This is a genomic window from Niveispirillum fermenti (assembly GCF_048066175.1).
GTDB lineage: Bacteria > Pseudomonadota > Alphaproteobacteria > Azospirillales > Azospirillaceae > Niveispirillum > Niveispirillum fermenti.
This window is the reverse complement of record NZ_JBLTXA010000005.1, coordinates 227,424-252,817: the sequence shown is the minus strand read 5'-3', so window position 1 is coordinate 252,817 and position 25,394 is coordinate 227,424. Positions and strand designations below refer to the sequence as shown.

Here is a 25,394-nt window from a genome sequence, read left to right as displayed (position 1 = left end):
CCAAGCCCAAGCCGCCGGATGGCGGTGCCCGGCGCGTGAGGGAGAAGGAAAGAGAGTTTCTATGCCGCTTCGGCCAGACCGTTGCGCAGCCGTTCCCACACAAGGGGCGCTTCCTGCGCCAGCCGGCGGCACAGGCCGTTCAGCCCCTTGCCGTCATTCTCGCGGATGGCCTGCTCGATGGCGCGGCCCAGGCTGACAAGGCTGCGGCAGCCGAAGCCGCCCGACGTGCTGATCATGTCATGCACATCCCGGCTCACCTGCGCCAGGTCGCCGCCCTGCAGGGCGGTATCGATGCGGGCCAGGCGGCTGCGGGAATTGACCAGGAACCGTTCCAGCAGCCCGGCAAAGGCCTCCTCCCCCATCATCTGGCGCAGTTGCCGGGCCGGGGTCAGGTCCAGTTCGTCGGCCGGTGCGGCGGGGATGGGCGGTGCGGCGGCCGTGCCGGCATCGGCCCGGCGGGGGCGGCCGATCCAGGACCGGACCTTGGCCAGGAATTCCTGATGATCGACGGGCTTGGAGATGTAATCATCCATGCCGGCGGCGCGATAGGTCGCTTCCACGCCCGTCATGGCATTGGCGGTCATGGCGATGATGGGGATGGTGCCCGCGGGTGCGCCCATGGCCCGGATGCGCCGCGTCGCCTCCAGCCCGTCCACGACGGGCATCTGCACGTCCATCAGGATCAGGTCGTAATCTGCGGCCTCCACAGCTTCCACGGCCTCGCCGCCATGGTTGGCCAGCGCCACATCGTATCCCGCCGCGGCCAGCATGTGCAGCGCCACCTGCTGATTGACGTAATTATCCTCTGCCAACAGGATACGCCCGCTGGTGGCCGTAACCGGTCCGGCTGGTGAGATGGATTTGGCGGCTGGCGGGCTGATGCCGGTGATCTGGGCCAGCCCGGCCGTGGCACCGCACAGCACGGCCGCCAGATTGTGGCGCAGGACGGGCTTGTCCAGCGTGCCGTCGATGTCGGGCGGGGCGGGCACGGCGCCCGTCAGGGGCCGCAGCATGATCAGCCTTGCATGGGGCAGGGCGGCGCGCAGGTGGCTGACGACATTCAGGGCCGGGTCGGCCACCAGCACCATGTCCAGCAGCACCATGTCGGCCCGCAGCCGTCCGGCGGCCAGTTCGGCCAGCGCGTCGGCCGGCTCCTCCGCCACGACTGACAGGCCCAGCCGGGCCAGATCGCGGGCCAGCGGCGCGCGGACCAGCCCTTCCGGCACCAACAGCAGGGCATGGCGGCCGGCCAGTTCCGGCACGGGTCCGGCCGGCAGACTTTCCGCCACGGCCGTCAGCTTGGCGGTGAACCAGAAGGTGCTGCCCAGGCCCATGGTGCTGTCCACGCCGATATGCCCGCCCAGCAGGCTCACCGTCTCCCGGCAGATGGCCAGGCCCAGGCCCGTGCCGCCGAACCGGCGGCTGACGGAACTGTCGGCCTGCACGAATTTCTCGAACAGCCGCGTCACGGCGTCGGGCGCGATGCCGATACCGCTGTCGATCACCTGCACATGCAGGGTCAGGCAGCGGGCCTCGTCCTCATGCGCGGCGACGGCTACGGTCACCCCGCCGCGGCTGGTGAACTTGATGGCATTGCCCACCAGGTTCAGCACCACCTGGCGCAGGCGCAGCGGGTCGCTGATCGCGTGGCGGCGGGCCGAGGCGTCCAGGTCCAGCACCAGTTCGATCCCATGCTCGGCGGCCTTGGGCGCCATCAGCAGCACGGTTTCCTCGAACAGTTCGGCCAGATCGAACGGGATCTGCTCCAGCGTGACCTGGTTGGCCTCCAGCTTGGAGATGTCCAGGATGTCGTTCAGCAGGCTCAGCAGCAGCTTGGCCGACGATCCGACCAGTTCGGCCGAGTGGCGTTGCTCGGCCGTCAGGTCGGTGGTCAGCAGCAGCGCGTTCATGCCGATGATGCCGTTCATCGGGGTGCGCAGTTCGTGGCTCATATTGGCCAGGAACTCCGACTTGGCGTGATTGGCGGCCTCTGCCTGGTCCTTGGCGCGGGTCAGTTCGACCTGGGTCTGGGTCAGGCGGGCGTTGGTCTCGGCCAGTTCGCGGTTGGACCGTTCCAGCGCTTCCACCAGCGAGGCCTTGGCCTCGGCCACCCGCATCTCTTCCCGCGCGCGCTCCAGTTCCAGTTCCTTGCGCCGGAACTCCATGGAGATGCGCAGATTCTCCTCGTGCAGCAGCTTGCGGCGCAACAGCGCGCGGATGCGGGCCTTGATGATCTCGATATCGTTGGCCTTGGTGACGTAATCGTCGGCCCCGGCCTCCAGCCCGCGCATCAGATCGGCCTTGCTGTCGCTGGCGGTCAGCATGACGATCTGGAACAGTTCCTCGCGCCGGCGGCGGATCGTGTCCAGCCGGGCGCACAGTTCCACCCCGTCGATCTCCGGCATGTGCAGATCGACGATGATACAGTCGAAGCTCTCGCGCTCGGCCCGGTCCAGCGCGTCCAGCCCGGATGACAGGGCGTCGACCTCGTGCCCTTCCTCCTCCAGCAGGATGCGCAGGAATTCCAGGAAGGTGGGGCTGTCATCGACGATCATCAGCCGGCAGCTTCGCAGCGCCTGGGCGGCGGCCTGGATGTCGTTGTGCCCGCCCCCATTGGTCCGCCGCAGCAGCGCGTTGATGCGCAGCAGCAGCACGTCGCGGTCGGCGGTCTTGGGCACATAGGCGTCGGCGCCGCTCTCGATGCCCTTGAACTCGGCTTCCTGCGTCACCTCGTCGGTCAGCATGACGACGGGCAGGGCGCGGGTGCGGGCGTTCAGGCGGACGCGGCGGATGAACTCGTCCCCGCTCATGCGGGGCAGGTGATAATCGACCAGCAGCAGATCGGGCAGGGCGCCGTTCAACTTTTCCAGCGCGGCTTCCGCCGTGGGGCAGACATCGGCGGTCCAGCCCTGTGCGGCCAGGATCAGCTCAAGCTGCAGCGCCTGGGTGGGAGAATCCTCCACGATCAGGAGATGCGGCATGTCCGTCTTCATCAAATCCTCTGCCCTGATTGCCGGCATCCCCGCGCCCGGCCGGGGCAACGGGGTCTGGCTCGCCCTGTTTTAAGGGCAACCGGCACAGGATTCTAACGCTATTTGCCCATGGGGGTCACGTGGTCGATGAGAGGGAGCCCGCCACATGCACGCGATCGCGGCCCGCGCGCTTGGCGAAATAGAGCGCGGCGTCGGCCGCCAGGTTCAGCGAGGCCACATCGCTGTCGGGCCGCAGCGGGGCGATCCCGGCGCTGAAGCTCACATGGAACAGCGCATCATCGGCCCCGCGGAACCCGATGGCCAGGAAGCCGCGGCGCAGCCCGTCCAGGATCAGTGCGGCTTCTTCCGCCGTCGTGTTGGGCAGGACCACGGCGAATTCCTCGCCGCCATAGCGGCCCACGATGTCGCTGCGCCGCAGCCGCTGGCGCAGCAGCCGGGCGAGCGCGCGCAGCACCCGGTCGCCCGCCGCATGGCCATGCTCGTCATTGACGCGCTTGAACCGGTCGACATCGATCATGGCGAAGGACAGCGGCTTGCCCTCGCGCCGGGCGCGCGCCACCTCGGTCACCAGATGGTCCTGCACCATGGCATGGTTCAGGGTGCCCGTCAGGCTGTCGCGGGCCATCATGGCCTGCAACAGCCGGGCGCGGCGGATGCGGGCCCGCACCTGGGTGACCAGCAATGGCAGCGCCACGGGCTTCAGCAGCAGGTCTTCCGCCCCCACATCCAGGGCCAGCCGCTTGTCGCCCAGTTCGGTTGCCGCTGTCAGGAACAGGATGGGCAGCGACGCCATGCCCTCCTGCTGGCGCAGCACGGCGGCCAGCTCCAGGCCCGTGCAGCCCGGCATGCGCTGGTCCAGCACCAGCAGGTCGGGCAGGAAGCCGCGGATGGCCTCCACGGCGCCGGCCGCATCGGACAGGGTGCGCACCTCCATCCCGGCGGCCCCCATGGCGGTGGCATATTCGGCGCTGACAATCTCGTCATCATCAATGATCAGCACGCGGTAGGGCCGGGCCAGATCGCGCCCGATCACCTGGTCCAGCCGCTCGGCCAGCATGGCCGGGTCCACGGGCTTGGCCAGATAGCCCAGGCCGCCGGCCCGCACGGCCCCCAGCCGCGCCTGGAAATCATCGCGGCTCGACAGGAAGATGGTGGGCGGCAGCGTGCCTTCGGCCCCCATGGCGGCCACGGTCTGGCAGCCGGCATCGGGATTGTCGCCGCAGATGATGTCCACCAGCAGCGCAGCCGGCCGGTCCTGCCGCACGGCGGCCCGGAACCGGTCGGGATCGTCGAAGCTGACCAGCGTATAGCCATAGGGCTGAAGCTGCACGACCATCTCGCCCGCCTGGACCGGATCGTCTTCCAGCAGGTAGACCAGCGTCTCGTCGGACAGGTCCGGCACCACCAGATCCGGGTCGGGCAGAGGCGGCAGGCTGGCGGCCTGCTCGCCCAGGCGCAGCACCAGGGCCAGCGCGGTTTCCAGGGCCGGCGCCCCGCCGTGCGCGCCGTCGTCCTGCGCACGGGCCACATGTTCCAGTTGCCGGGCGGCCGCAGCCAGTTCCAGCAGCTTGAACGTGCTGGCCGAACCGATCAGCGCGTGGGCACGGGCGGCCAGTTCCGCCGGCCGGGTGGCGGCATTGGCAAGTGCCGCCAGACGGTCCGGGAGGGTGACGATATATTGTTCGCGGATTTCCCGGTGCCGTGTGACGATGTCGGCCGGGGTAGGCGTCTCAGCCATAGGGGTGTCCAAATGTTCTCTTTTGGATATTGTGCTTACCCTATGTGATCGGGTTGAGCCGTGTCGAGCCACGGGATATGAACATTCGGCTATGCCCGCAAAGGGAGAAAGCATGTCCGTGCTGGAAACCGTGCTGTATGTCGATGATGACCCGGATCTGCGGGCCATGGCCGAACTGGCCCTGTCCGGGGTCGGCGGGATGCGGGTCGTGCTGTGCGATGACGGGGCGTCGGCACCGGCCCTGGCGCATGAACATGGGGTGCAGCTCGTGCTGCTGGATGTGCTGATGCCCGGTATGGATGGGCCGGCCACGCTGAAGGCGCTGCGGGCGTATCCGGTCACGGTGGAAACGCCTGTCATCTTCGTAACAGCATGTGACCAGCCGGAGGAACGTTCGTCGCTGCTGGCGCTGGGGGCGGCGGGCGTCATGACCAAGCCGCTGGACCTGATGGGCATGGCGGCGGAGGTGCGGTCGCTGTGGGCCGCCTTTACGTCCCGAACTGGATGAAGGGGACCTGGGCGAACAGCCGGCGTTCGGCGCCGCGTGGATCGTCGGTCAGCCGGCATTCATCGTCCAGCAGCAGGGTCTGCCGCCGGTCCAGCCCATAGGGCTCCCAGCGTGGAAGCCCCGGATGGTTGGGGTCGCCATGGCGGGCCAGGGCGATGAAGGCATCGGCCAGCCGGTCGGCCAGGGCCTGGGCGCGGGCGGAGACGCCCGTCAGGCTTTCGGGCTGGGCGATGTTGTCAAAGGCCAGCGGGATGTCCAGCATGTGCGGTGCGCCCCATTTCCCGCCATCCAGGGGGGAGGCCCAATCCAGTTGATAGGCCCAGGTGGGCGCGGCCCCGGCCGGCTGGCGGGCCCGTGCCTCCAGTTCCTCCACGGCGCCCCGCCAGGACCGGCCGGCCGTCGTCGCGGCGAAGAACAGGTCCGAGGCGCTGTAGTGCGGATAGAGGCGGCGATATTCGGCGATCACCATCTCCGGCGGGATGTCCACGCGCAGGGCGGGGAACAGCTTTGCCGGCAGGCTCTGCCAGTCCAGCGTGAAGGTCGCGGGGTCGCCCCGGCCGATCAGGTTGCGCGTCTCGTCGCGGGTGTTGCCGATGATCATGGGGATATCGGCCGACAGGGCGGGGGCGTCGGGGAAGAACGGATGACGGGGCAGGGCGCGCCCGTCCAGCACGGGTCCCATATAGACGCCGCCGGTGCCGGCCACCGGGTCGGTGGCCTTCATGCCGGCCAGAAGGTCGGCCACGGGCAGGCGGCGGGCCGCCTCGGCCCCGGCCCGGTCGGGGGTCAGGCCGATCCTGTGCAGCAGGGCCGTGGCCCGGGCCGTGGCGTTGCGGGGCCCGCCGGCCGTCACCTGCTGGCCGCTCATGGTCGCGGCCTTGTGGAACAGGCCGCGGGCTGCCGGCATGGCCATCAGCGTGGCGATCTTGGCGCCGCCGCCCGACTGGCCGAACAGCATGACATTGCCGGGGTCGCCACCGAACGCCGCGATATTGTCGCGTACCCATTCCAGGGCCAGCACCAGGTCCAGTTGGCCGGCATTGCCGCTGTCGGCGAAGGCCGGGTCGTCCATCCCCGCCAGCCGGGCCAGATACAGATAGCCGAACAGGTTCAGCCGGTGGTTCATGGTGATGACGACGACATCACCCCGGCGGGCCAGGCGCGTGCCGTCGTAAAGCGGGTTGCCGCCCGACCCGTGGGCATAGGCGCCGCCATGGATATAGACCATCACGGGCCGCCGCGCCCCGTCCCCCAGGCCGGGGGTCCAGACGTTCAGGAACAGGCAATCCTCAGACTGGCCGGGTTCCTGTCCCGTCTGGGGGCTGGCCGCGCCCGGGGCCGCGGCCTCGGCGATCCCGTCCCAGGGCACGGGCGGCAGCGGGGCCATGAAGCGGCGCGGGGCCGTATCGGCACCATAGCGGATACCCTTGAAGACATGCACACCGTCCAGGGTGCGCCCGCGCACACGTCCCGCCCTGGTCCGCACGATGGGACGCGCTTGCGTTGCTGCCAGGGTTCCCGGGGGCGTCCCCGCGCCCGCCAGCACCAGGCCGGCCGGTCCGGCCAGCAGCAGCGACCGCCGCGTCATTCTCATCATCCTGCACCCCCCGGCCCGGTTCCCTTCACGTCGCGAGGATAGATGATACCGGTGTCAATGCGAAGATGTTTCACATGTCGGGCCCTGGCGCCGGCTTGCACTTCGGACCCGATGGCGCGTTCCTGTCCATCTGACGGACATCCAATGATTGGACAACGTTGTCAGATAGGATTGCGTATGATACATGCGAAGGGCGAAACGGGGCGGCGCCATGGCATCCTGGCACCAGGGAAAGCGGACCCCGGCCATAGGGAGTGATCCTTGACCGATTACCAGCATGCCGAAGCCCCGCACGGGTCCGTGCGGCCCGCCACAATCTTCGACGTGGCCCGCCTGGCGGGTGTGTCGACCAAGACCGTTTCGCGGGTGCTGAACAACGAGGCGCGGGTGGCGGAGGATACGCTGGCCCGCGTGCGTGCCGCCGTGGCCGATCTGGATTACCGGCCCAATCCCAATGCCCGCAGCCTGGCGGGCCGCCGTTCCTATCTGATCGGTCTGTTCTATGACAATCCGTCCAGCAACTACATGGCCGATATCAAGGCCGGTGCCATCCGCCGCTGCCAGGAACGCGGTTACCACCTGCTGACCGAACCGTGCGAGGCGACGGACCCCGGCCTGCCCCGGCTGATGGTGGGGGTGGCCACCCGCTTCCGCCTGGACGGGCTGATCCTGACCCCGCCGCTGGTCGACCGTGCCGATGTGCTGGACGCGGTGGCCCTGGCGGGCGTGCCGCTGATCCGCATCGCGCCGCGCATCGATCCCGGCCGCACCCAGCATGTCCACATGGATGACGAGGCGGCGGCCCGGCTGGCGGCCGATCATCTGGTGGCGCTGGGCCATCGCCGGCTGGGCATGATCCTGGGCCATCCCGACCATGGCGCGGCCGAACTGCGCCAGCGGGGGTTTCTGGCCGCCTGTGCCGCCCATGGCATCACGCCGGCGCCGGCCCATATCATGCAGGGTGATTTCAGCTTTCCCGGCGGCTTTGCGGCGGCGGAAACGCTGCTGGCGCTGCCGGACCGCCCCACGGCGATCTTCGCCTGCAACGACGACATGGCGGCCGCCACCGTGGCGGCCGCCAACAAGCACGGGCTGCAGGTGCCGCGCGACCTGTCCGTCGTGGGGTTCGACGACAGCCCCATCGCCCGCGTCATCTGGCCGCCGCTGACCACGATCCGCCAGCCGACCATGGAAATGGCCGCCGCCGCCGTCGATCTGCTGATCGGGGAGGGGGAGGCGGGCCCCCGGCAACTGGCCTTCGAACTGATCCGCCGCCAGTCCACGGCCCCCGTCATGGCCCTGCGCCAGGGCCGCGCAGCGGCCCCCTGAAAAAGTGTCCCGCGCAGCGGCTCCCTGAAAAGTGTCCCGCGCAGCGGCCCCTGGCCATCACGGGCCGCAGGGCGCCCCCCCTGTTTGCGGGCATCGGCTGGCGATGGGGTTCCGGCGCGGTTCAGCTTTCCCGCACGGCGCGGCGGCCCAGGAAGGCCTGGATGCGGCCGTGCCGGGCGGCGTCCAGCCTGTATCCGGCGATGGCCAGCATGGACAGGCCCAGCCCCAGGGCCGGCGCCAGTCCCGCCAGCAGGCGGAAGCCTTCCAGCGTCTCGGCCGCCTGGGCGCCGCCGGGCCGGTAGCCGACCCCGTCCAGCACGATACCCCCCACGAAGGCCGAGCCGCCCAGCGACAATTTCAGGATCAGCGAGGACAGGCCGTAGATTTTGGCCTCATCGCGGCGGCGGTGGCGCCAATGGGCGTAATCCACCGCGTCGGGCAGCATGGACCACATGGCCACGGCATGGGCCGCATGGCCGAAGGAGATCAGGGTCAGGCAGGCCAGCGTGGACCACAGCGCGCCGGGTGGCACCAGCGCCAGGAAAAGGCTGCCGGCGATGGTCATGACGCTGCCAGCCTGCCAGGCGGCCGCCTTGGACCAGCGCCGCGCCGTCCAGACCCAGACCGGTACGGCCGCCACGCCGGCGGCGGAAAACCAGGTCAGGGCCGATGCCGTCAGGTCGGCATCGCCGCCCAGGTCATATTTCAGCATGAAGGGCATGTTGCGCATCAGGATGCCCAGCGACAGGTGCAGTGCCACGGTGGCCAGCATCAGCCGCAGCAGCGGCCCGTTGCGCCCCACCATGCGCAGGAACCCGCCCAGATCGGCGCCCAGATCCATGCGTCCGGGCGCCTCCGACCGCACCGGGGGTGGCAATTCGCGCACGCTCAGCCCGCAGGCCAGGTGTGCCAGCACGGCCAGCGCGCCGATGCAGGCGGCGGCGGGGCTGTAATCGCCGAACCAGCGGGCCAGCAGCGGCAGCAGCGCGGACACCGAGGTGGCACCGGCGAAGGCCAGCAGCATGCGCCACCCTGTCAGGCTGGCCCTTTCGTCGCTGTCGCGCGTCATGGCCGCCGTCAGCGACGAATAGGGGATGCCCACCACGGCATAGCAGGTGCGCAGCAGCATGTGCGACAGGGTGGCGAACACCATCATCCCGACCGATCCGGGGTCCAGGAAGCCGGGCGGCGTGAAGCACAGCCAGAAGGACAGGGCCAGCGGCACGGTGCCGAACAGGATGAAGGGTCGGTACCGTCCCAGGCGGGTGCGCGTGCGGTCGGAAATGATGCCCATCAGCGGGTCCATGCCCGCATCCCAGACCGATGCGATCAGGAAGCACAGCCCCGCATCCACGGCCGACAGGCCCAGCACATCCATCTGGAAGAACAGGATGAACAGCAGGATCGACTGCCAGTAGAGATTGAGGCCGAAATCCCCGACCCCGTAGCCGAGCTTGGCCTTGAGCCCCAATGTCCGCATCACCGCCCGCTCATGTCCCCCCCGGATGCCCGGTCATCGCCGGGCTTGGGCGCGACGTTACGCCGGCCTGCGACCAAGGTCGAGCCCCATCATCGGTCCCGGCCGCCCTGCACGCTTCAATTCAGGGGGCATGTATGTTACGCAACCGGGGTGGGAAAACATCCGGTCGATGGGGGACAGGGTCTGTGCGTCTCAGCCTCAGCCTGAAGATATTGCTCGCCAACCTGTCGATCCTGGCCCTGCTGCTGGTCGCGGCCGTCATCATGGTGCTGGGCACCGGCCGCCAGCAGCGCCAGGTCGATGTCGCGGCACTGGCGGCGGAACGCGCGGCGGTGGATGCCATGGCGCTGGTATCGGTCATCAAGGATGTCCGCTCCGGCGTGATGCGGGTGCAGCTCTGGCTGACCGACATCTCGGCCACGCGCGGGCTGGACGGGCTGGATACCGGGCTGGAGGAGGCGGAGCGCGCTCAGGCCGACCTGCTGCGCGACACGGCCGCCGCCCGCCGTCAGGCTGCCGCCATGGGGCTTACGGAGGTTGAGGCGTCGCTGTCCCGCATCGAGGGCTTTTATGGCAATTTCTACGCCAAGGGCAAGGCCATGGCGCAGGCCTATGTCAATAGCGGGCCGGAGGTGGGCAACATGCTGATGGGCGCCTTCGTGGGCGAGACTGACGGCATGACGGCCGAACTGGACGCCGTGGTGGAGGATGTGCGCAAGGTGGCCGATAAGGCCGCCGCCGGCATGCGCCGCGAACTGGACGAAGCGGCGGGCATCGCGGCCCGGCTGGCCTGGCTGGTGGTGGTGCTGGCCGGCATCGGGGTGGCCATCGCCGGGCTGGTGCTGCTGGCCCTGCGCCAGAATGTCGTGCGCCCGCTGGTGCGGTTGACCGATGCGCTGACCCGCATCGGGCGCGGCGACCTGGATGTGCCGGTGCCGCCGATGCAGGGCCGCCGTGACGAGCTGGCCGACATGGCCCATGCCGTGGCCAGCCTGCGGGAGCGGTCGGAGGAGAATGCCCGCCTGCGCGATGCGCAGCGCAATGGCGAGGCCGCGGCCGAGCGGGAGCGCCGCGGCGCCCTGCGCAACATGGCCGAGACGGTGGAGGCGGAAAGCCGCGCCAGCGTCGACGGCATCGCGGTGGAGACGCGGGCCATGGATGGCGCGGCATCGGCCATGGCCGAGAGCGCGGCACAGGTGCGCGACAGCGCCGCCAACGTGGCCACGGCCGCCATGCACGCTCTGGCCAATGCCCAGGCCGTGGCCGGTGCCACGGAGGAACTGACGGCCTCCATCAACGAGATCAGCGCCCAGGTGGCCCACGCCACCAGCCTGTCGGGCCAGGCGGTGGAGCGCAGCAACCACACGCGCGCCACCATCGACAGCCTGTCGGAGGTGGTGGAGCAGATCGGCGGCGTGGCCGGCCTGATCCGGGAGATCGCGGAGCAGACCAACCTGCTGGCGCTCAACGCCACGATCGAGGCGGCCCGTGCCGGCGATGCCGGCAAGGGCTTCGCCGTCGTGGCGTCGGAGGTGAAGAACCTCGCCACCCAGACCACCCGCTCCACGGAGGAGATATCGGCCCGGATCATCCAGATCCAGAACGTCACGGCCACCGCCGTCGCCGCCGTGGAGGAGATCGGCCGGGCCATCAGCGCCATGGATGACGTATCTGCCAGCATCGCGGGCGCCATGGAGGAACAGGCCGCCGCCACGCGGGAAATCTCCCGCAATGTGACGGAAACGGCGGAAGCCGCGCAGGAGGTGGCCACCCGCATCGAAACCGTGTCGCAGGAGGCGGGCAGCACGGGGCAGAAGGCGGTGGCCATGCGCGAAGTGGCCACCCGCATCGTGGGATCGGTCAGCGAACTGCGCCAGACCCTGGTCCGCGTGGTGCGCACGGCCACGGCCGATGTGGACCGCCGCCAGGATGAACGCCACGCCGTGGACGAGCCGGTGACGGTGGAAACCGCCGCCGGCCCCCGCCAGGGCCGGTTGCGCAACATCTCTGCCGGCGGCGCGCTGGTGGAGGGGGCGGGCCTGACCGTGGGAGAGCAGGGCCGCCTGGTCCTGGCCGGGTTGCCCGGCCCCATCGCCTTCCGCGTGGCAACTGCCACGGATGGCGCTGCCACAGACGGCCCCGCGGCGGCGGCGAAGCATGGCGGGGAGAATGGCCTAGCCTTCCTGCTGGACGAGGGCCAGCAGCAGGCCCTGGCGGCCAGCCTTGCGGCCCGCTTCGCACGGGCGGCCTGACGCGCCACCGCCGCCGCACGGGCGGGGCTGCACACCGCGGGCGTATGGGCGGCCTGCGGCCATCGCCGCCGGCCCTGCGGGGCGGCAGGCTGGCGCTATGCGGAGCCGGCCTTGCCCCCCGCCGTGCGCAGTTCCGCACCATCGCCCTCCTGCTCCTGCAGCGCGCCCAGTTCGCCGCGCGCCCGGGCCTTGCGGCCATAGACCAGTTCGAACAGCGGTGATGCCATCAGGGTGGTGACGATGGCCATCAGCACCAGCATGGAGAACAGGGCCGGGCCGATGATGCCCTTCTGCAGGCCGATATTGATGATGATCAGTTCCATCAGCCCGCGGGCATTCATCAGCGCCCCGATCCCCAGTGCGGTGGCATTGTCCTGCCCCGTCAGGCGCGCCGCCGCCCAGCAGGCGCCGCCCTTGGCCAGCACCGAGGCGGCCAGGATGGCCAGCGTCACCAGGGCCAGTCCCCAATTGTCCACCAGCGTGAGTTGGGTGTGCAGGCCCGAATAGGTGAAGAACATGGGCAGCAGCAGCACGACGGTGAACGGCTCCAGCTGCCGGCGGATCTCCTGCGCGAAGAAACCCTTGGGCATGACGGCGCCCAGCAGGAAACCGCCGAACACGGCATGGATGCCCACGGCATCCATGGTGAAGGCCGCCAGCAGGAACAGGCCCAGGGTCACGGCCAGCATCGAATGGGTCACCCTGCCTTCCCGCTCGGCCCAGCGGCCCAGCGGCGCCAGCAGGCGCGGCCCCAGCGTCAGCATGAAGACCGCAAAGGCCAGCCCGCCGCCGATGGCCTTCACGGCCACGATGGACCCGTCGCCGAACGTGGCCAGCACGATGGCCAGCACGGCCCAGGCCCCGGCATCGTCGATGGCGCCGGCCGACAGCGACAGCGTGCCCAGCGGCGTGCCCGACAGGCCGCGTTCATGGATGATGCGCGCCAGCATGGGGAAGGCCGTGATGGCGATGCAGGCGCCCATGAACAGCGTGGCCTGTGGCGTGGACAGAGCCGGATTGAACAGGCCGGGATGGCCCATCAGCCAGGGCGTGATGACGATGGCCAGCAGGAACGGGGCCGCCATGCCCGACAGCGACACGGCCGCGGCGCTGCCGGCATTGCTGCGGAAATGGCTGGACTGGAACCCCAGCCCCACCAGGAACATATAGAGCCCCACGCCAAGCTGCGCGCCCACGAACAGGATGTTCTTCGATTCCTTGGGAAACAGCATGGCCTGGATGTCGGGCGCCAGCAGGCCCAGCAGCGACGGGCCCAGGATGACGCCGGCGATCATCTCCCCCACCACCTGCGGCTGGCCCAGATAGCGGCGGGCCAGCCAGCCCACGGCCCGGCAGGCGGCGATGATCACCGCCATCTGCAAGAAGAAAACGACGCTGAGCTGGGCTGTCGTCATTGAACTGTCCTCCCCGTCGGACAACGTTGTCTGATTGTTTCCACTCAGGATGCGCCAGGGCGACGGCCTTATCAACCTCTTATACCGAGGGCATGAACAATACCCCTCGGTATCCGCGCCGCCGGGCACAGGGTATTATCGGCCACTGGCTGGCGGCATCGTCCATGTTACCGCAAACAGTCGCCCCTGTCTGCGGTTTCCCCTCCCTGCCCGCCTCAGCTTGTCGGCACCCCGTCATCGGCGGGCCGTGGCGGGGCGGATGGCGGTTCGAAGCGGATGCGGCCGTACCAGGCGCGCGTGCTGGCCCCCGTCTGGTCGGTGTCGGACATGATGGCCGGGCTGGCCAGACGCGGATTGCGCATGCCCAGCCCGGCCCGCGCGTCGGCCAGCAGGTCGCGCGTGACGCGCGAGAAGCCCGTGGACCGGGCGGGCCCCGTCTGGACGACAAGGTTGCGGGAGCCGCTGAACGGGCTGTCGATCCAGGTGCCCACCGGCGTGGCCGTCGACCAGACATAGCTGATGCCGCCCCGCCTTCCGTCCTCGTCGAGCAGGTTGAACATGACCCGGGCCACGTAATCATCGCCGGCCTGCGACCGCTCGTCATTGCCGCCCAGGGTGGAGGTGGCGGCCCACAGAAGATCGACCATCGGACGGGCCCGCAGGTCCACATCCAGCCGTCCGCCCTTCATCGTGCCCGCCCCGTCCGCCTCGACCGACAGGGCGGGATGGCCGTCGAAGACGGTGTCGGCGAAGCGGGTTCCCTGCTCAAAGACCCGCTCGCTCCATTGCGTGGCCGGCTGCACCTCCATGGCGCGGGCGGGGACCATGGCCAGCAGCGGCACGGCCATCAGGGCAAGGGCGGTGAACAGGCGCATGCGGCGGGGACCTCCGATGGCGGGCAGCGGCGCACCATAACCGCTTTCCGGTTGCATTTCGATGAATGTTCTTCCCCTTTCCCCGTTCTTCCCGGTTCCGACAGGGGGAAGGACCGGGCAGCATCACGGGTCACCGATGCGGCGATGGCTTTCCCACCACAGCGCGCGGGCCCCCGCCTCGTCCACGACCTCGATCGGGTCGGTCCACAGCCGGCCGCGGTAATTGCCGCCGATATCGCGGCGGGCCAGCCGTTCGGGCCAGCCCATCAACTGGATGGCTTCCGACACGGCGATGATGCGGTCGGCCTTCTTGATCAGGGCGGCCTGCGGCTCCGGCAGGGGCCAGGGCAGGCCGGCGGCCAGGAACAGGGCCCGGTCCAGCCGGGCCTTCACCTCGCGCAGCCCGGCCGTGGCGAACAGCTTGCCATAGGGGGTGACGACATCGCCCAGCCCGCCGCCTTCGTGCAGATCATGCATCAGCGCGGCGCGGCGCAGGATGGGGGAGGCATCGGGCGCCAGCAGCGTGACCAGCACCCGTTCCAGCAGCACCGAATGCTGCAGCACGTTATAGGCCACGGCACCGCGCGTCTGCCCGCCCCACCGCGCCACGCGCGACGCCCCCGTCACCCAATCCTCCAGCACGATATCGGCGGGGGAGGGGTCGTAAAGGTTCACCCAGCGTCCCGACCGCATCAGCAGGTTGGTGCGCGGCGCGTCCAGGTGGTTGGGTACGGGGGAGGCGGGTGTATCGGTCATTGTCGGGGCACCGCTGCTTGGGGTGACGATAATGATCGCGCCGGCCGGTGATTTCCAGATGCCTTGTCCGCCCCGCGCCCCTGTCCCCGCCCGTGCCCCTCTGGGCAAATGGCGTGATCGGGCGCATATTGTGCGGGTGCGAAAATATCTTTATCGGCTTTGGTGACCCCCTTCCATGGACAATCTGCCCCCGGAACCCTCCGCCCCCATGGAACCGGACCTCGTCTTTTCCGTTGCCCGCCATCATCCGGAAATCACCAGCGTGGGGCGCCTGGGTCTGGACCGGGTGGAACAGGCGGCGGCCTATGGCATGGTGCCGCTGGGCCTGCCGCTGCCACCGGGCCGCCGCGATCTGGTCGTCCTGGCCGAACGGCGGGACGCCGTGGCGCTGGAGATCGAGGGGCTGGTGGCCCGTCTGGTCCGGCGCATGGAACTGCTTCAGCAGGGGCGCCGCGCGCTGGAAGGCACGCATGTCGACCTGCTGGCCGCGGAGGCCAAGGCGCGGGTGCGCGCCCGGGCCCATGACACGCTGTCCTTCCCCGACCTGCCCGGCCCGCTGCGGCTGGAAGTGTCCCGCAGCTTCGATATCGATGAACTGACAGGGCTGGAGGATGACACGCTGCGGCAGCGGCTGGTGGACGACCCGCAACTGCGTCAGGCCATGGACCAGGCCCTGTCGGACGTGTCCGCCCGCCTGTGGCAGTTGCGGGAACTGACGGGCGAGGCCGACGATAGCTGGACCTTCGAGAATCTGGTCCAGCGGCTCTACCGCATCGCCCGGACCAACCATCAGCCCAACGACATCCTGCGCCGGTGGGAGGAAACGGCCGACACCTGGATGCGGGAACGCGCCGTGGCGCGCGGGCGCAGCTTCGTGAACAGCGAGTTCGATTTCGCCCGGTTCGAACGGCTGTTCCCCACGGCCCGCGCCCTGGGGCGCCGTCTGGTGGCCGTGGTCGGCCCGACCAATTCCGGCAAGACGCACCGCGCCATGCAGGCGCTGCACGGGGCGGAGCAGGGCATCTATCTGGCGCCGCTGCGCCTGCTGGCGCTGGAGGTGATGGACAGGCTGAACCGGGAGGGCACACCCACCACCCTGCTGACGGGGGAGGAGGAGATCCGCGTGCCCGGCGCCCGGCATCTGGCCTCCACCATCGAGATGCTGGACCCCGAGCAGGTCGTGGATGTCGCCGTCATCGACGAGGTGCAGATGCTGGCCGACAAGGACCGCGGCTGGGCCTGGACGGCGGCGCTGATGGGTGTGCCGGCCCGCACCGTCTATCTGCTGGGCGCGCCGGAGGCGCTGCCCCTGATCGAACGGGTGGCCGCCTATCTGGGGGAACCGCTGGAGGTCGTGCGCCTGGACCGCAAGCAGCCGCTGCACATGCTGGAACAGCGGCTGGAATATGAGGATGTGCGCAAGGGGGACGCGCTGATCGCCTTTTCCCGCCGCAATGTCCACATGGTCCGCGACATGGTGCAGGCGCTCGGGCTGACGGCCGCCGTCATCTATGGCGCATTGGCGCCGGAGGTGCGGCGGCGGGAGGCGGAGCGCTTCACCAGCGGGGGGGCCGATGTCGTGGTGGCCACCGATGCCATCGGCATGGGCCTGAACCTGCCCATCCGCCGCGTGCTGTTCACGACGCTGGAGAAATTCGACGGGACGGAACAGCGCGAGCTGGCTCCGGCGGAGGTGAAGCAGATTGCCGGGCGTGCCGGCCGCTATGGCCATCACGAGGTCGGGGAATTCGGCGTGATCGGCAAGGGCACGCCGGCCCAGCTCCGCACGCTGTGGACGCGGACCGATCCGTCCTTCGGGCCGCGCACGGCGCTGACGGTGCGGCCCACCCGCGCCATGGTGGCACGGCTGGCGACGCGCATCGGCACGGACAGCATGGTGCTGCTGGTCGATTGCTTCGCGGCGGCGCGGACCACGGGCAGCCCCTACCGCGTGGCCGACCTGTCGTCGCTGCGCCGGCTGGCCCAGGCGCTGGATGAACGCGATGTCGCGTTCGAGGACAAGCTGTCCCTGCTGTTCATGCCCTGCGACCTGGAAAAGGAGGTGGATGCCCGCTTCTTCCACCAGATGCTGCGCGCCGTGGAAAAGGACGAGCCCGTGCCCCTGGGGCTGGTCGTGCCGCTGCGCATGGACCGGCTGGACGATTACGGACTGGAGGAATTGTCGCGGTCCTGCGACCTCTATTACTGGGCCAGCCGCAAGTTCGCCCGCCTGTTCCCCGACCGCAAGCCGGTGGAGGAACGCCGTGCCCAGGTGGCCGGGCGCCTGGCCGAACTGCTGGCCAGCACGGCCCGGCGTCAGCGGCTGGGCAAGCCCGGCGGCGGCCGGCCGGCCGGCTCCAAGCCGGGAAAGCCGCCCCCCGGCTTCCGCGGGGCACCGCGCAAACGCTACGGCCCCCGCAAGGGCTGATACGATACCCAATCGCGATCAGTGGACCTTATCGTAATTGGGTACGGCGGCCGCCGCCGCCGCGCGGCCCGCGCCGACGGTACGGGACGGTTTCGTCTTTCGCGACATGTCAATGTCTTCACACCATCACCCCGGGTGTCTTCACACCATCACCCCGGCGAAGGCCGGGGTCCCATTCGTGAAACGAGGCGCCAGACATTCTGGAAAGGCCTTCTACACCACGACTTCCCCGTCGGGCAGTGGACCGTGGCGCAGCAGCACGGCCAGCCGGTCCAGGGCGTGGGTCAGGCTGGCGCGGTCCGGAGCGGCGCCCAGGGATACGCGGGCATGGGGCGGGGGCTCTCCGGCCACGGCAAAGACCGATCCCGGCACCAGGGCGGCCCCGGCCCGGCGGGCGGCTTCCACGAAGGCCTTGTCGGTCCAGGAGCGTGTCAGGTCCAGCCACAGGTGATGGCCGTTCGGATGCGCCTGGAAGGACCCCAGCGGCAGGATGCGCGCCGCGATGCGCTGCCGCTCGGCCGCCTCCTCGCGGATGGCGGCCAGGATGGCGCGGGCCGTGCCATCCTCGATCCAGCTCGTGGCCACGGCCATGGACAGGGGCGGGGCCATCTGTGATGTGGCGCGCAGGGCGATGCTGGCCGCGCGGACATCGCCGCCCTGGGGAACCACCAGATAGGCGATCCGCAGGGCGGGCGTCAGGCCCTTGGCCAGGGTGGCGACATGCCAGACCCGTTCCGGGGCCAGGGCCGCCAGCGGTGGCGGGGCGTCGGCGGCCAGCAGGCCGTAGGCGTCATCCTCGATCACGATCAGGTCGTAGCTGCGGGCCACCTTCACCAGCGCCTCGCGCCGGGCCTGCGACAGGGTGCGCGTCGTCGGATTGTGGATGCTGGGCGTCAGATAGAGCAGTTGCGCCGCGCTGTGCCGCGCCACGGCCGCCAGGGCATCGGGCAGCATGCCTTCCGCGTCCCCCTCCACAGGCAGCAGCGACAGGCCGCGCGACTGGGCGGCCAGCCGGAATCCCGGATAAAGGAAGGCATCGGTCATGACATGCGATCCCGGCGAGGCCAGCAGCGACAGCAGCGCCGTCAGGCAGGCCTGGCCGCCGCCGGCCACCAGCACCCGCTCGGCCCGCAGGTCGGGCAGGGCGGCCGACAGCCAGCGCGCACCGGCCCGCCGGTCGGCCTCGCCCCCGCCGATGGGCTGGTAGTTCAGCAGGCTGGCCAGGTCTGGCCGGCGTGTCAGACCCGCCATGGCGCGGGCCAGCCGGGCTGCCAGGTCGGCGCCGGGCGGCTGCGGCGGCAGGTTCATGGACAGGTCCAGTTGCACGGGCGGGGGTGGCGGGCGGTCCCCCTGCTCGGCCACGAAGGTGCCGCGCCCCACGGCGGCGGCCACCAGCCCGCGGGCGCGGGCCTCGGCATAGGCACGGGTCACCGTGGTCAGGTCCACGCCCATGCTCTCCGCCAGGGCGCGGTGCGTGGGCAGGCGGGTGCCGGGCTTCAGCGCGCCCGATGCCACGTCGGCCGCGATGGCGTCGGCGATGGCGCGGTAGAGCGGGATGCCCTGCGGCAGGTCCGGCGGGGTCCAGCCCGTCATTCCCCGTCCCCGCGCCCGCGCCCGTCCGTCTCCGCCGCATCCTCCAGCCGGCCCTGCTCGGCCTTGTTCAGGTACTGCGCGCAGACCAGCCAGCCCTTCAGCGGCCGCAGCAGCGCCATGCAGGACAGCACCGCCAGCGGCAGCGTCGTGAAGGCATGCACCCAATAGGGCGCCTGGAACGCCATCTCCAGCCAGATGGCAAAGCCCGTCAGCGGGATGCTGACGATCGACATGGTGAAGAAGGCCGGCCCGTCCGCCGGGTCGGCGAAGGACAGGTCCAGCCCGCACTGCGGGCACGCCTTGGCCAGGCGCAGATAGCCGTCGAAGATCGATCCCTGGTGGCAGGACGGGCACAGGCCCCGCAGGCCCAGCCCAAGGGGCGTGCTGGCGAAATGGGTGCGTTCGTGGCCGGCCATGATATCCTCATTGTATGGGTCGCCTGATGCCGTTTTGTATGGCGATTGTCCGATCCATACATTCAATTCCCGGCCCTGTCCCGTCGCGCATTGTCGCAGGGCGCATGCACCGGGGCTGTTTTCTCATCCCCCTTGTCGGTGCCGGGGCGGCCGGCACGTCCTGGGGAGGGAAAGGGCACGCGGCCCGGACCTTTTGGCAAAGGAGATCACGACAATGCGCGTAATGGTTCTCGTCAAGGCGACCGCGGACAGCGAAGCCGGCCTCATGCCCCCCGGCGACCTGCTGGAAGCCATGGGCAGGTTCAACACCGAACTGGCCGAAGCCGGCATCATCCTGGCCGGCGACGGGCTGAAACCCTCCGCAAACGGCTGCCGCGTGGCCTTCAACGGAGCGGATCGCAGCGTGATCGACGGCCCGTTCGCCGCCACCAGCGAACTGGTCGCCGGCTTCTGGCTCTGGCAGGTGAAGGATATGGAAGAGGCCGTGGCCTGGGTGAAACGCTGCCCCAATCCCATGCCGGGACCCAGCGAGATCGAGATCCGCCCCCTCTACGAAATGGAGGATTTCGCGGAGATCATGGTGCCGGGGACCCCTGCCTGACCGGTCTGCCGGGGGTGGCCAGGGCCGGGGCCTGGGGCTAGGGGATCAGCCGGCCGCGCGCATCGCCGACCGGTCCAGCAGCCGGTCGCGCAGCAGGCGCCAGCCGCAGGCCGACAGGACGGCCAGGGCGGCGGCATCGGCCAGGCCGGCCTCGTTCCGCCCGGTCCGGAACTGATGCAGGGTTTCCCCCGCCCGCCGGGAGACCAGCATCAACCCGGCATTGCCGGCCGTCCCCACCAGATCGTGCAGCAAGGTGCGGGCGGTCGTGACGCGCCCGTCGGCCGCCGCGCGGGCCAGGGCGTCGGCCTGTTCCAGCCCGATACGGACGAAATCGCCGATCAGCTCGATGAAAAGCCGTTCCGGCAGGACGGCGGCCAGATCAAGCAGCTTGCGCTCATCCAGGTCCTGGCTGGTCGTCCCTGTGCAGTCGCCGTTCCCGCCCTGCACCGGCAACCCGGTCCACCGGACCACCAGGCGCAGCAACTGGCCCGGCTCGTAGGGTTTGGGCAGGTGGTCGTCCATGCCGCGGGCCAAGCATTCCTCGCGGATGCCGCCATGAGTGACGCCCGTGACGGCCAGGATGGGCACCCGCGCCCGGCCCGCCACGCTCTCGGCCCTGCGGATGCGCTCGGTGGCGCCGAAGCCGTTCAGCACCGGCATCTGCAGGTCCATCAGCACGAGGTCGGCCGGGCTGGCCACCTGCATCTGCACGGCCATGGCGCCGTGGAGAGCCTCCCCCACGTCGAAGCCTGCCTCCTCCAGGATCAGCCGGGCCACGGCCCGATTGGCCTGGATGTCATCCACCACCAGGATGGAACGGCGCGCCGTTCCCGTGGCGGCTTTGATCATTCCGATATCGACCGGCATTGCCTTCACCCCTGACGGATCGGGACAGGGCGTCCTGTCCGACAATGGGTTCACGCTAACCGACCGGCGTTGGGGCTCCTATTCATGCGGAGGGATAGGCTTTTCAGCGCGCGTCATGATTTTCCGGAAGGAAACACTTATAAAACAGGTCCATAGCGCGAAACGCCCGGGCTCGGGCACCGGGCCATCCTATACGGATGCACAAGGGTACTTGGATGGCGGGTGGTCCCTGTCAGGTCCCGCGGACGACCAGACGGGTGGGCAGGCTGACCGACTGCACATCCTCCCCGTTGATCATGGCCAGGATGTTGCGCGCCAGCAGTTCGCCGCCCGCCTGCCAATCCTGATGGACCGATGACAGGGGCGGGGTCAGGCAGGCCCCCAGCGGCGTATCGTCATAGCCGATGACGGACACGGCCTCGGGCACCGGCAGGCCGCGCTCCTGCAAGGCCTGCATGGCGCCGATGGCCAGCATGTCGCTGGCCGCCAGCAGACAGTCGAACGGGGCGCCCCCGCCATCGATCCAGCCGGCGATGGCATCCGAACCTGCCTGGATGGCGAAGGGGCAGGAGACGGTTCCCGCCAGGATGCCGCCACCCTGTGCCAGGGCGTCGCGGAAACCGCCGTGGCGCTGCTCGATCTCTGCATGGCTGGTGTCGCCGAGGAAAAGACCGCGCCGGCGGCCGGACGACAGGAGGTGGCGGGCGGCCAGGATGCCGCCCTGCCGGTTGTCGGACCCCACGGTCACATAATCGTGGCCTGCCGCCTCCGCCCCCCAGACGATCAGCGGCACGTCGCCATCGGCCAACTGCGCCACCGCCTCATCATGGCTGCCCTGGCCCAGAAGGATGATCCCGTCCGCCGTTTGCACGGCCGGTGCCTGCACCCCGTCCCGCGTCGTCAGCACCACGGCATAGCCGATGCTGGTCAGTTCCTGGCAGATGCCGCCCATCAGGGCCATGGGAAACGGGTCGGACAGCGGCCGGTCGGGGCTGGGCTTCATCTCCACCACGACCGCCACGGTATTGGACCGCTGCAGGCGCAGGCTGCGCGCCGACAGGTTCAACTTGTACCCATGCTCCTTGGCGAGCGCCTGGATGCGGGCCCGCGTATCGGGCTTCACCGTCGGGCTGTTGCGCAGCGCGCGCGACACCGTGATCTTGGAAACCTGCGCCAGTTCCGCCAGATCGGCCATGGTCAGGCGGCCGGCAGCGGCCGGGGCCTTGGCGTCCGGCATGGCGGGCCGTTCGGCGGCAGGTTTGCTCATCGCGGGGGAACCTTGTTGGCGCAATGGGTTGGAGGTCGCAACCTTGGCATGAAGCCCGCCATTTTCCAAGAGGGGACCCCCCGTGCAACCCTTCCCGCATACGTAGCCAGAAAAATGATATCGATATCTTGACATCGATATCATTGATGGTAGCTTAAAGGCCAACCACCGCGTAGGGCGCGGGGATCAAGCGTATTTCGGGGAGGATGACCGTGGCGGAGAGGCTCTCTCACGTCCGCGCCGGTGACGTGCGTGCCGATGCAGGGGATGGCTGGACCATCCGTGTCCAGGGATTCGATCCGGCGACGGCGGCGCGCGACGAAAGCCTGTTCGCGCTGGCCAATGGCGCGCTGGGCGTTCGTGGTGGCGTGGATGGGATCGACAGCGCCACCGATGGCGCCTTCCTGGCCGCCTTCTTTGAACAGGCGCCCATCCATTATCACGAGAAATTCACGGGCTTTGCCTTTACGACCGACACGCGGGTGCCGGTGGCCGATGCCAAGCATATCCGCGTCGTGCTGAACGGGGAAACCGTCGGTGTGGCACCGGGCCCCGACGCGCCGCTGACCCGCGAGCTGGATCTGGCCACGGGCCGCCTGCGCACCCTGCACCGTTTCATGGCGGCACAGGGCGGGGCGGTGGAGATTGCAACGGAGCGGCTGGTCAGCTTCGCGCGGCCGGGCCTGCTGGCTCTGCGCCTGACGATCCGGTCCATTGATTACACGGGGCCCGTCACCTGCCTGTCCGACCTGCGCTGGGGCCGCCGGGCCGAAGGGCAGGGTGATGACCCGCGCATCGGGGTGTCGCTGGGCAGCGGCGGTGTCGATTTCCAGCCTATCCTGCCGGAAAGCCGGCCTGTTGCCGTCCGCCAGACGGCCCGGCTTTCCCGGCGCACGGCACTGTTGCGGCAGGACCATGTAGCTGGTCCTGGCCTGACCGCCGAAGAGCCTTTCCTGTCACTGGACAGCATTTCCCAAGCCTTCCACGCCGACCTGGCGCCGGGCGGGGTTGTAACGCTGGTCAAGTTCGCCGCCTATGCCTGGGCCGATGGCGACAGGGACAATGACGGGGCGGCGGTGGAAGACCGCCTGATGCAGGAGGCAGCCGCCACCCTGCAATCGGCGAAGGAAGCGGGCTGGGAGGTGATCGCGGCGGAACAGGCCGATGATCTGGCCCGGTTCTGGGCCGATGCCGATGTGGTGATCGAGGGGGATGCCGGCCTGCAGCAGGCCATCCGCTTCAACCTGTTCCACCTGTACCAGTCCACGGGCCGCGACGGGGCGACCAGCATCGCGGCCAAGGGCCTGACGGGCGAAGGCTATGAGGGTCATTATTTCTGGGATACGGAAACCTTCATTCTGCCCGTGCTGGCCTTCACGGCGCCGCAACTGGCGCGGCGCATGCTGGAATATCGCATCGGCCGGCTGGACCGCGCCCGGGCGCATGCACGCGGCATGGGCCATCGTGCCGGCGCGCTGTTTCCCTGGCGCACCATCGCCGGGGATGAATGCTCGGCCCATTATCCCAGCGGTTCGGCACAGTACCATATCAATGCCGATATCGCCTTTGCCACCCGCCTTTATGAGGAAGCGACGGGCGACAGCGCCTTCCTTTACGCCCACGCTGCCGAGATGCTGTTCGAAACGGCACGCATCTGGCCGCAGGTCGGGCATTTCAACGCCCGCAAGGGCGGCGCCTTCACCATTCACGAGGTGACGGGTCCGGACGAATATACCGCATTGGTGAACAATAACTTCTACACCAATGCCATGGCCGCCGCCCATCTGGCCCATGCCGCCGACCTGTACCGGCGCATGGAGACCCAGGCCCCTGCGGAACTGGCCACCGTCGCGACCCGCATCGGGCTGACGGCGGCGGAGGTGACGCTCTGGGCAAGGGCCGCCGCGGCCATGTACCTGCCGACCGACCCCGATCTGGGGGTCAGCCCGCAGGATGATGATTTCCTCTCCAAACCCGTCTGGCCTTTCGCGGATACGCCGGCGGACAGGTACCCCCTGCTGCTGCATTACCATCCGCTGGCCATCTACCGCCACCAGGTGTGCAAGCAGGCCGACGTCGTGCTGGCCATGCTGCTGGCCGGCAACCGGTTCGATCGTGGCCTGAAGCAGCGGAACTTTGATTATTACGAAGCCGTAACAGTACATGACAGCACGCTGTCTCCCAGCACTTACGGCATCCTGGCGGCCGAGCTGGGCGACAGTGATAAGGCCATTCGTTACTTCACCGAAACGGCCCGCATCGACCTGGATGACCTGCATGGCAATGCCAGCCACGGGGTGCATATGGCCGCCATGGCCGGAAGCTGGCTGGGAGTCGCCTGGGGCTTCGGGGGGATGCGCTGGCAAGGCGGGGAACTGCGGTTCGCGCCTGTGCTGCCGCCAGGCTGGGCGCGCTATGAATTCGGCATCCGCTGGCGCGGCCGCCGGCTGCGCGTGGCCGTGGATGCGGCCGGCACCACTTACTGCCTGCTGTCCGGCGACGAGTTGACCATCCACCATCATGGCGGCGCCGTGATGCTGGCCGTCGGCAGCGACCGGCATGTCGCCGCGGGTCCGTTTCCGGCGCCCGTCAGGGCCCTGATCTTCGACCTGGATGGCGTTCTGACCGACACGGCGGAAGGTCACTACCAAGCCTGGCAGCGGCTGGCGGACGAGCTGGGCGTGCCGTTCGACCGGGAACGGAACGAGGCGCTGAAGGGCATCGACCGCATGGGCAGCCTGGAACGTATCCTGGCCGGTTCCGGCAAGATGCTGACTGCGGCGGAAAAGCTGGAAGCGGCCAGCCGCAAGAACGGCTACTACCAGGACCTGATCGCCCGCTTCACGCCCGAAGACCTGTTCGAGGGCGTGCGCGACCTGCTGCTGTCGGCCCGTCAGGCCGGCCTGAAGCTGGGCGTGGCCTCGGCAAGCCGCAACGCGCCCGCCCTGCTGACCCGGCTCGGCATCATCGACCTGTTCGACCATGTCGCCGATGCGGGCGCCATCCCCAATCCCAAGCCCGCCCCCGACATCTTCCTGTCGGTGGCCAGGGCCCTGGATGTCCCGGCCCCCCTGTGCCTGGGCATCGAGGACAGCATGGCCGGCATCACCGCCATCCGGCAGGCCGGCATGCCGGCCGTCGGTATCGGTGATCCCGCCATCCTGACAGAGGCTGATGCCGTCATCGGCCATATCCGCGACTTCCGGCTGGACCGCTTCGTCCGCCCGGCTTAAACCCGGACCCGCCCCTTGTCAGGGGCGGTCACCGGCCCCCGAACCA

Annotated in this window: 17 protein-coding genes; 6 read left to right on the top strand and 11 right to left on the bottom strand. The window is 69.4% G+C overall.

Translation table 11 applies throughout. The annotated features are described in order from the left end of the window. Positions 1 to 59 precede the first annotated feature (59 nt). The gene (locus tag ACM9LZ_RS07485) at positions 60 to 2,981 is read right to left on the bottom strand and encodes a response regulator (protein ID WP_416618743.1); all 2,922 of its coding nucleotides are present in this window, start codon (positions 2,979 to 2,981) and stop codon (positions 60 to 62) included. 127 nt (positions 2,982 to 3,108) lie between these two features. Beyond that, positions 3,109 to 4,731: a diguanylate cyclase gene (locus tag ACM9LZ_RS07480; protein ID WP_416618741.1), complete on the bottom strand. Its 1,623-nt coding sequence runs from the start codon at positions 4,729 to 4,731 to the stop codon at positions 3,109 to 3,111. Between the two features lie 112 nt (positions 4,732 to 4,843). Here ACM9LZ_RS07480 and ACM9LZ_RS07475 point away from each other — a divergent pair, with 112 nt between their 5' ends. Beyond that, a complete protein-coding gene (locus tag ACM9LZ_RS07475) occupies positions 4,844 to 5,239 on the top strand; it encodes a response regulator (protein WP_416618740.1) in 396 nt (131 codons plus the stop codon). On the opposite strand, the gene ACM9LZ_RS07470 is transcribed toward ACM9LZ_RS07475, so the two are convergent. Further along, entirely contained in the window at positions 5,220 to 6,827 is a 1,608-nt protein-coding gene (locus ACM9LZ_RS07470; RefSeq protein WP_416618738.1) for a carboxylesterase/lipase family protein, read from the bottom strand. The genes ACM9LZ_RS07475 and ACM9LZ_RS07470 overlap by 20 nt on opposite strands. Positions 6,828 to 7,097: 270 nt before the next feature. On the opposite strand from ACM9LZ_RS07470, the gene ACM9LZ_RS07465 reads away from it, so the two are divergent. Then, on the top strand, positions 7,098 to 8,165 hold the full coding sequence (locus ACM9LZ_RS07465; RefSeq protein ID WP_416618737.1) for a LacI family DNA-binding transcriptional regulator: 1,068 nt from the start codon (positions 7,098 to 7,100) through the stop codon (positions 8,163 to 8,165). A gap of 121 nt (positions 8,166 to 8,286) precedes the next feature. Here the strand turns inward: ACM9LZ_RS07465 and ACM9LZ_RS07460 are convergent, their stop codons facing one another. Continuing rightward, positions 8,287 to 9,645: an MFS transporter gene (locus ACM9LZ_RS07460; protein ID WP_416618736.1), complete on the bottom strand. Its 1,359-nt coding sequence runs from the start codon at positions 9,643 to 9,645 to the stop codon at positions 8,287 to 8,289. 185 nt (positions 9,646 to 9,830) lie between these two features. On the opposite strand from ACM9LZ_RS07460, the gene ACM9LZ_RS07455 reads away from it, so the two are divergent. Beyond that, on the top strand, positions 9,831 to 11,897 hold the full coding sequence (locus ACM9LZ_RS07455) for a methyl-accepting chemotaxis protein (RefSeq protein ID WP_416618734.1): 2,067 nt from the start codon (positions 9,831 to 9,833) through the stop codon (positions 11,895 to 11,897). 95 nt (positions 11,898 to 11,992) lie between these two features. Here the strand turns inward: ACM9LZ_RS07455 and ACM9LZ_RS07450 are convergent, their stop codons facing one another. From ACM9LZ_RS07450 to ACM9LZ_RS07440, 3 genes are all read right to left on the bottom strand, one after another. Next, on the bottom strand, positions 11,993 to 13,312 hold the full coding sequence (locus ACM9LZ_RS07450; protein WP_416618732.1) for a cation:proton antiporter: 1,320 nt from the start codon (positions 13,310 to 13,312) through the stop codon (positions 11,993 to 11,995). 215 nt (positions 13,313 to 13,527) lie between these two features. Continuing rightward, entirely contained in the window at positions 13,528 to 14,187 is a 660-nt protein-coding gene (locus ACM9LZ_RS07445) for a DUF3047 domain-containing protein (RefSeq protein ID WP_416618731.1), read from the bottom strand. A 123-nt stretch (positions 14,188 to 14,310) separates the two neighbouring features. Next, positions 14,311 to 14,943: a hydrolase gene (locus ACM9LZ_RS07440; RefSeq protein ID WP_416618729.1), complete on the bottom strand. Its 633-nt coding sequence runs from the start codon at positions 14,941 to 14,943 to the stop codon at positions 14,311 to 14,313. Between the two features lie 175 nt (positions 14,944 to 15,118). Here ACM9LZ_RS07440 and ACM9LZ_RS07435 point away from each other — a divergent pair, with 175 nt between their 5' ends. Then, complete coding sequence (locus ACM9LZ_RS07435; protein ID WP_416618728.1) at positions 15,119 to 17,371, top strand: helicase-related protein; 2,253 nt, start codon at positions 15,119 to 15,121, stop codon at positions 17,369 to 17,371. Positions 17,372 to 17,584: 213 nt separating this feature from the next. Here ACM9LZ_RS07435 and ACM9LZ_RS07430 read toward each other — a convergent pair whose 3' ends face one another. Together ACM9LZ_RS07430 and ACM9LZ_RS07425 are read right to left on the bottom strand one after the other, a co-directional pair. Then, complete coding sequence (locus ACM9LZ_RS07430) at positions 17,585 to 18,964, bottom strand: aminotransferase-like domain-containing protein (protein WP_416618727.1); 1,380 nt, start codon at positions 18,962 to 18,964, stop codon at positions 17,585 to 17,587. Continuing rightward, entirely contained in the window at positions 18,961 to 19,380 is a 420-nt protein-coding gene (locus tag ACM9LZ_RS07425) for a DUF983 domain-containing protein (protein ID WP_416618726.1), read from the bottom strand. Before ACM9LZ_RS07425 ends, ACM9LZ_RS07430 begins: the two co-directional genes overlap by 4 nt. A 214-nt stretch (positions 19,381 to 19,594) precedes the next feature. Between ACM9LZ_RS07425 and ACM9LZ_RS07420 the strand changes: the two genes are divergently transcribed. Then, positions 19,595 to 19,981, top strand: coding sequence for a YciI family protein (locus tag ACM9LZ_RS07420; RefSeq protein ID WP_416618724.1), 387 nt, complete (start codon positions 19,595 to 19,597; stop codon positions 19,979 to 19,981). Between the two features lie 45 nt (positions 19,982 to 20,026). On the opposite strand, the gene ACM9LZ_RS07415 is transcribed toward ACM9LZ_RS07420, so the two are convergent. Beyond that, a complete protein-coding gene (locus ACM9LZ_RS07415) occupies positions 20,027 to 20,830 on the bottom strand; it encodes a response regulator (RefSeq protein WP_416618723.1) in 804 nt (267 codons plus the stop codon). A gap of 250 nt (positions 20,831 to 21,080) precedes the next feature. Then, entirely contained in the window at positions 21,081 to 22,115 is a 1,035-nt protein-coding gene (locus tag ACM9LZ_RS07410; RefSeq protein WP_416618721.1) for a LacI family DNA-binding transcriptional regulator, read from the bottom strand. A 212-nt stretch (positions 22,116 to 22,327) separates the two neighbouring features. Between ACM9LZ_RS07410 and pgmB the strand changes: the two genes are divergently transcribed. Beyond that, positions 22,328 to 25,348, top strand: coding sequence for a beta-phosphoglucomutase (gene pgmB, locus ACM9LZ_RS07405; protein ID WP_416618719.1), 3,021 nt, complete (start codon positions 22,328 to 22,330; stop codon positions 25,346 to 25,348). The last annotated feature ends 46 nt before the right edge of the window (positions 25,349 to 25,394 follow it).

Excerpts from the sequence above, each read along its gene's own strand:
- ACM9LZ_RS07470 (WP_416618738.1), bottom strand. The coding sequence starts at position 6,827 with ATGACGCGGCGGTCGCTGCTGCTGGCCGGACCGGCCGGCCTGGTGCTG.
- ACM9LZ_RS07460 (WP_416618736.1), bottom strand. The coding sequence starts at position 9,645 with ATGCGGACATTGGGGCTCAAGGCCAAGCTCGGCTACGGGGTCGGGGAT.
- ACM9LZ_RS07420 (WP_416618724.1), top strand. The coding sequence starts at position 19,595 with ATGCGCGTAATGGTTCTCGTCAAGGCGACCGCGGACAGCGAAGCCGGC.
- ACM9LZ_RS07480 (WP_416618741.1), bottom strand. The coding sequence starts at position 4,731 with ATGGCTGAGACGCCTACCCCGGCCGACATCGTCACACGGCACCGGGAA.
- ACM9LZ_RS07440 (WP_416618729.1), bottom strand. The coding sequence starts at position 14,943 with ATGACCGATACACCCGCCTCCCCCGTACCCAACCACCTGGACGCGCCG.
- ACM9LZ_RS07450 (WP_416618732.1), bottom strand. The coding sequence starts at position 13,312 with ATGACGACAGCCCAGCTCAGCGTCGTTTTCTTCTTGCAGATGGCGGTG.
- ACM9LZ_RS07410 (WP_416618721.1), bottom strand. The coding sequence starts at position 22,115 with ATGAGCAAACCTGCCGCCGAACGGCCCGCCATGCCGGACGCCAAGGCC.
- ACM9LZ_RS07430 (WP_416618727.1), bottom strand. The coding sequence starts at position 18,964 with ATGACGGGCTGGACCCCGCCGGACCTGCCGCAGGGCATCCCGCTCTAC.
- ACM9LZ_RS07445 (WP_416618731.1), bottom strand. The coding sequence starts at position 14,187 with ATGCGCCTGTTCACCGCCCTTGCCCTGATGGCCGTGCCGCTGCTGGCC.
- ACM9LZ_RS07475 (WP_416618740.1), top strand. The coding sequence starts at position 4,844 with ATGTCCGTGCTGGAAACCGTGCTGTATGTCGATGATGACCCGGATCTG.
- ACM9LZ_RS07425 (WP_416618726.1), bottom strand. The coding sequence starts at position 19,380 with ATGGCCGGCCACGAACGCACCCATTTCGCCAGCACGCCCCTTGGGCTG.
- ACM9LZ_RS07415 (WP_416618723.1), bottom strand. The coding sequence starts at position 20,830 with ATGATCAAAGCCGCCACGGGAACGGCGCGCCGTTCCATCCTGGTGGTG.
- ACM9LZ_RS07435 (WP_416618728.1), top strand. The coding sequence starts at position 15,119 with ATGGACAATCTGCCCCCGGAACCCTCCGCCCCCATGGAACCGGACCTC.
- ACM9LZ_RS07485 (WP_416618743.1), bottom strand. The coding sequence starts at position 2,981 with ATGCCGCATCTCCTGATCGTGGAGGATTCTCCCACCCAGGCGCTGCAG.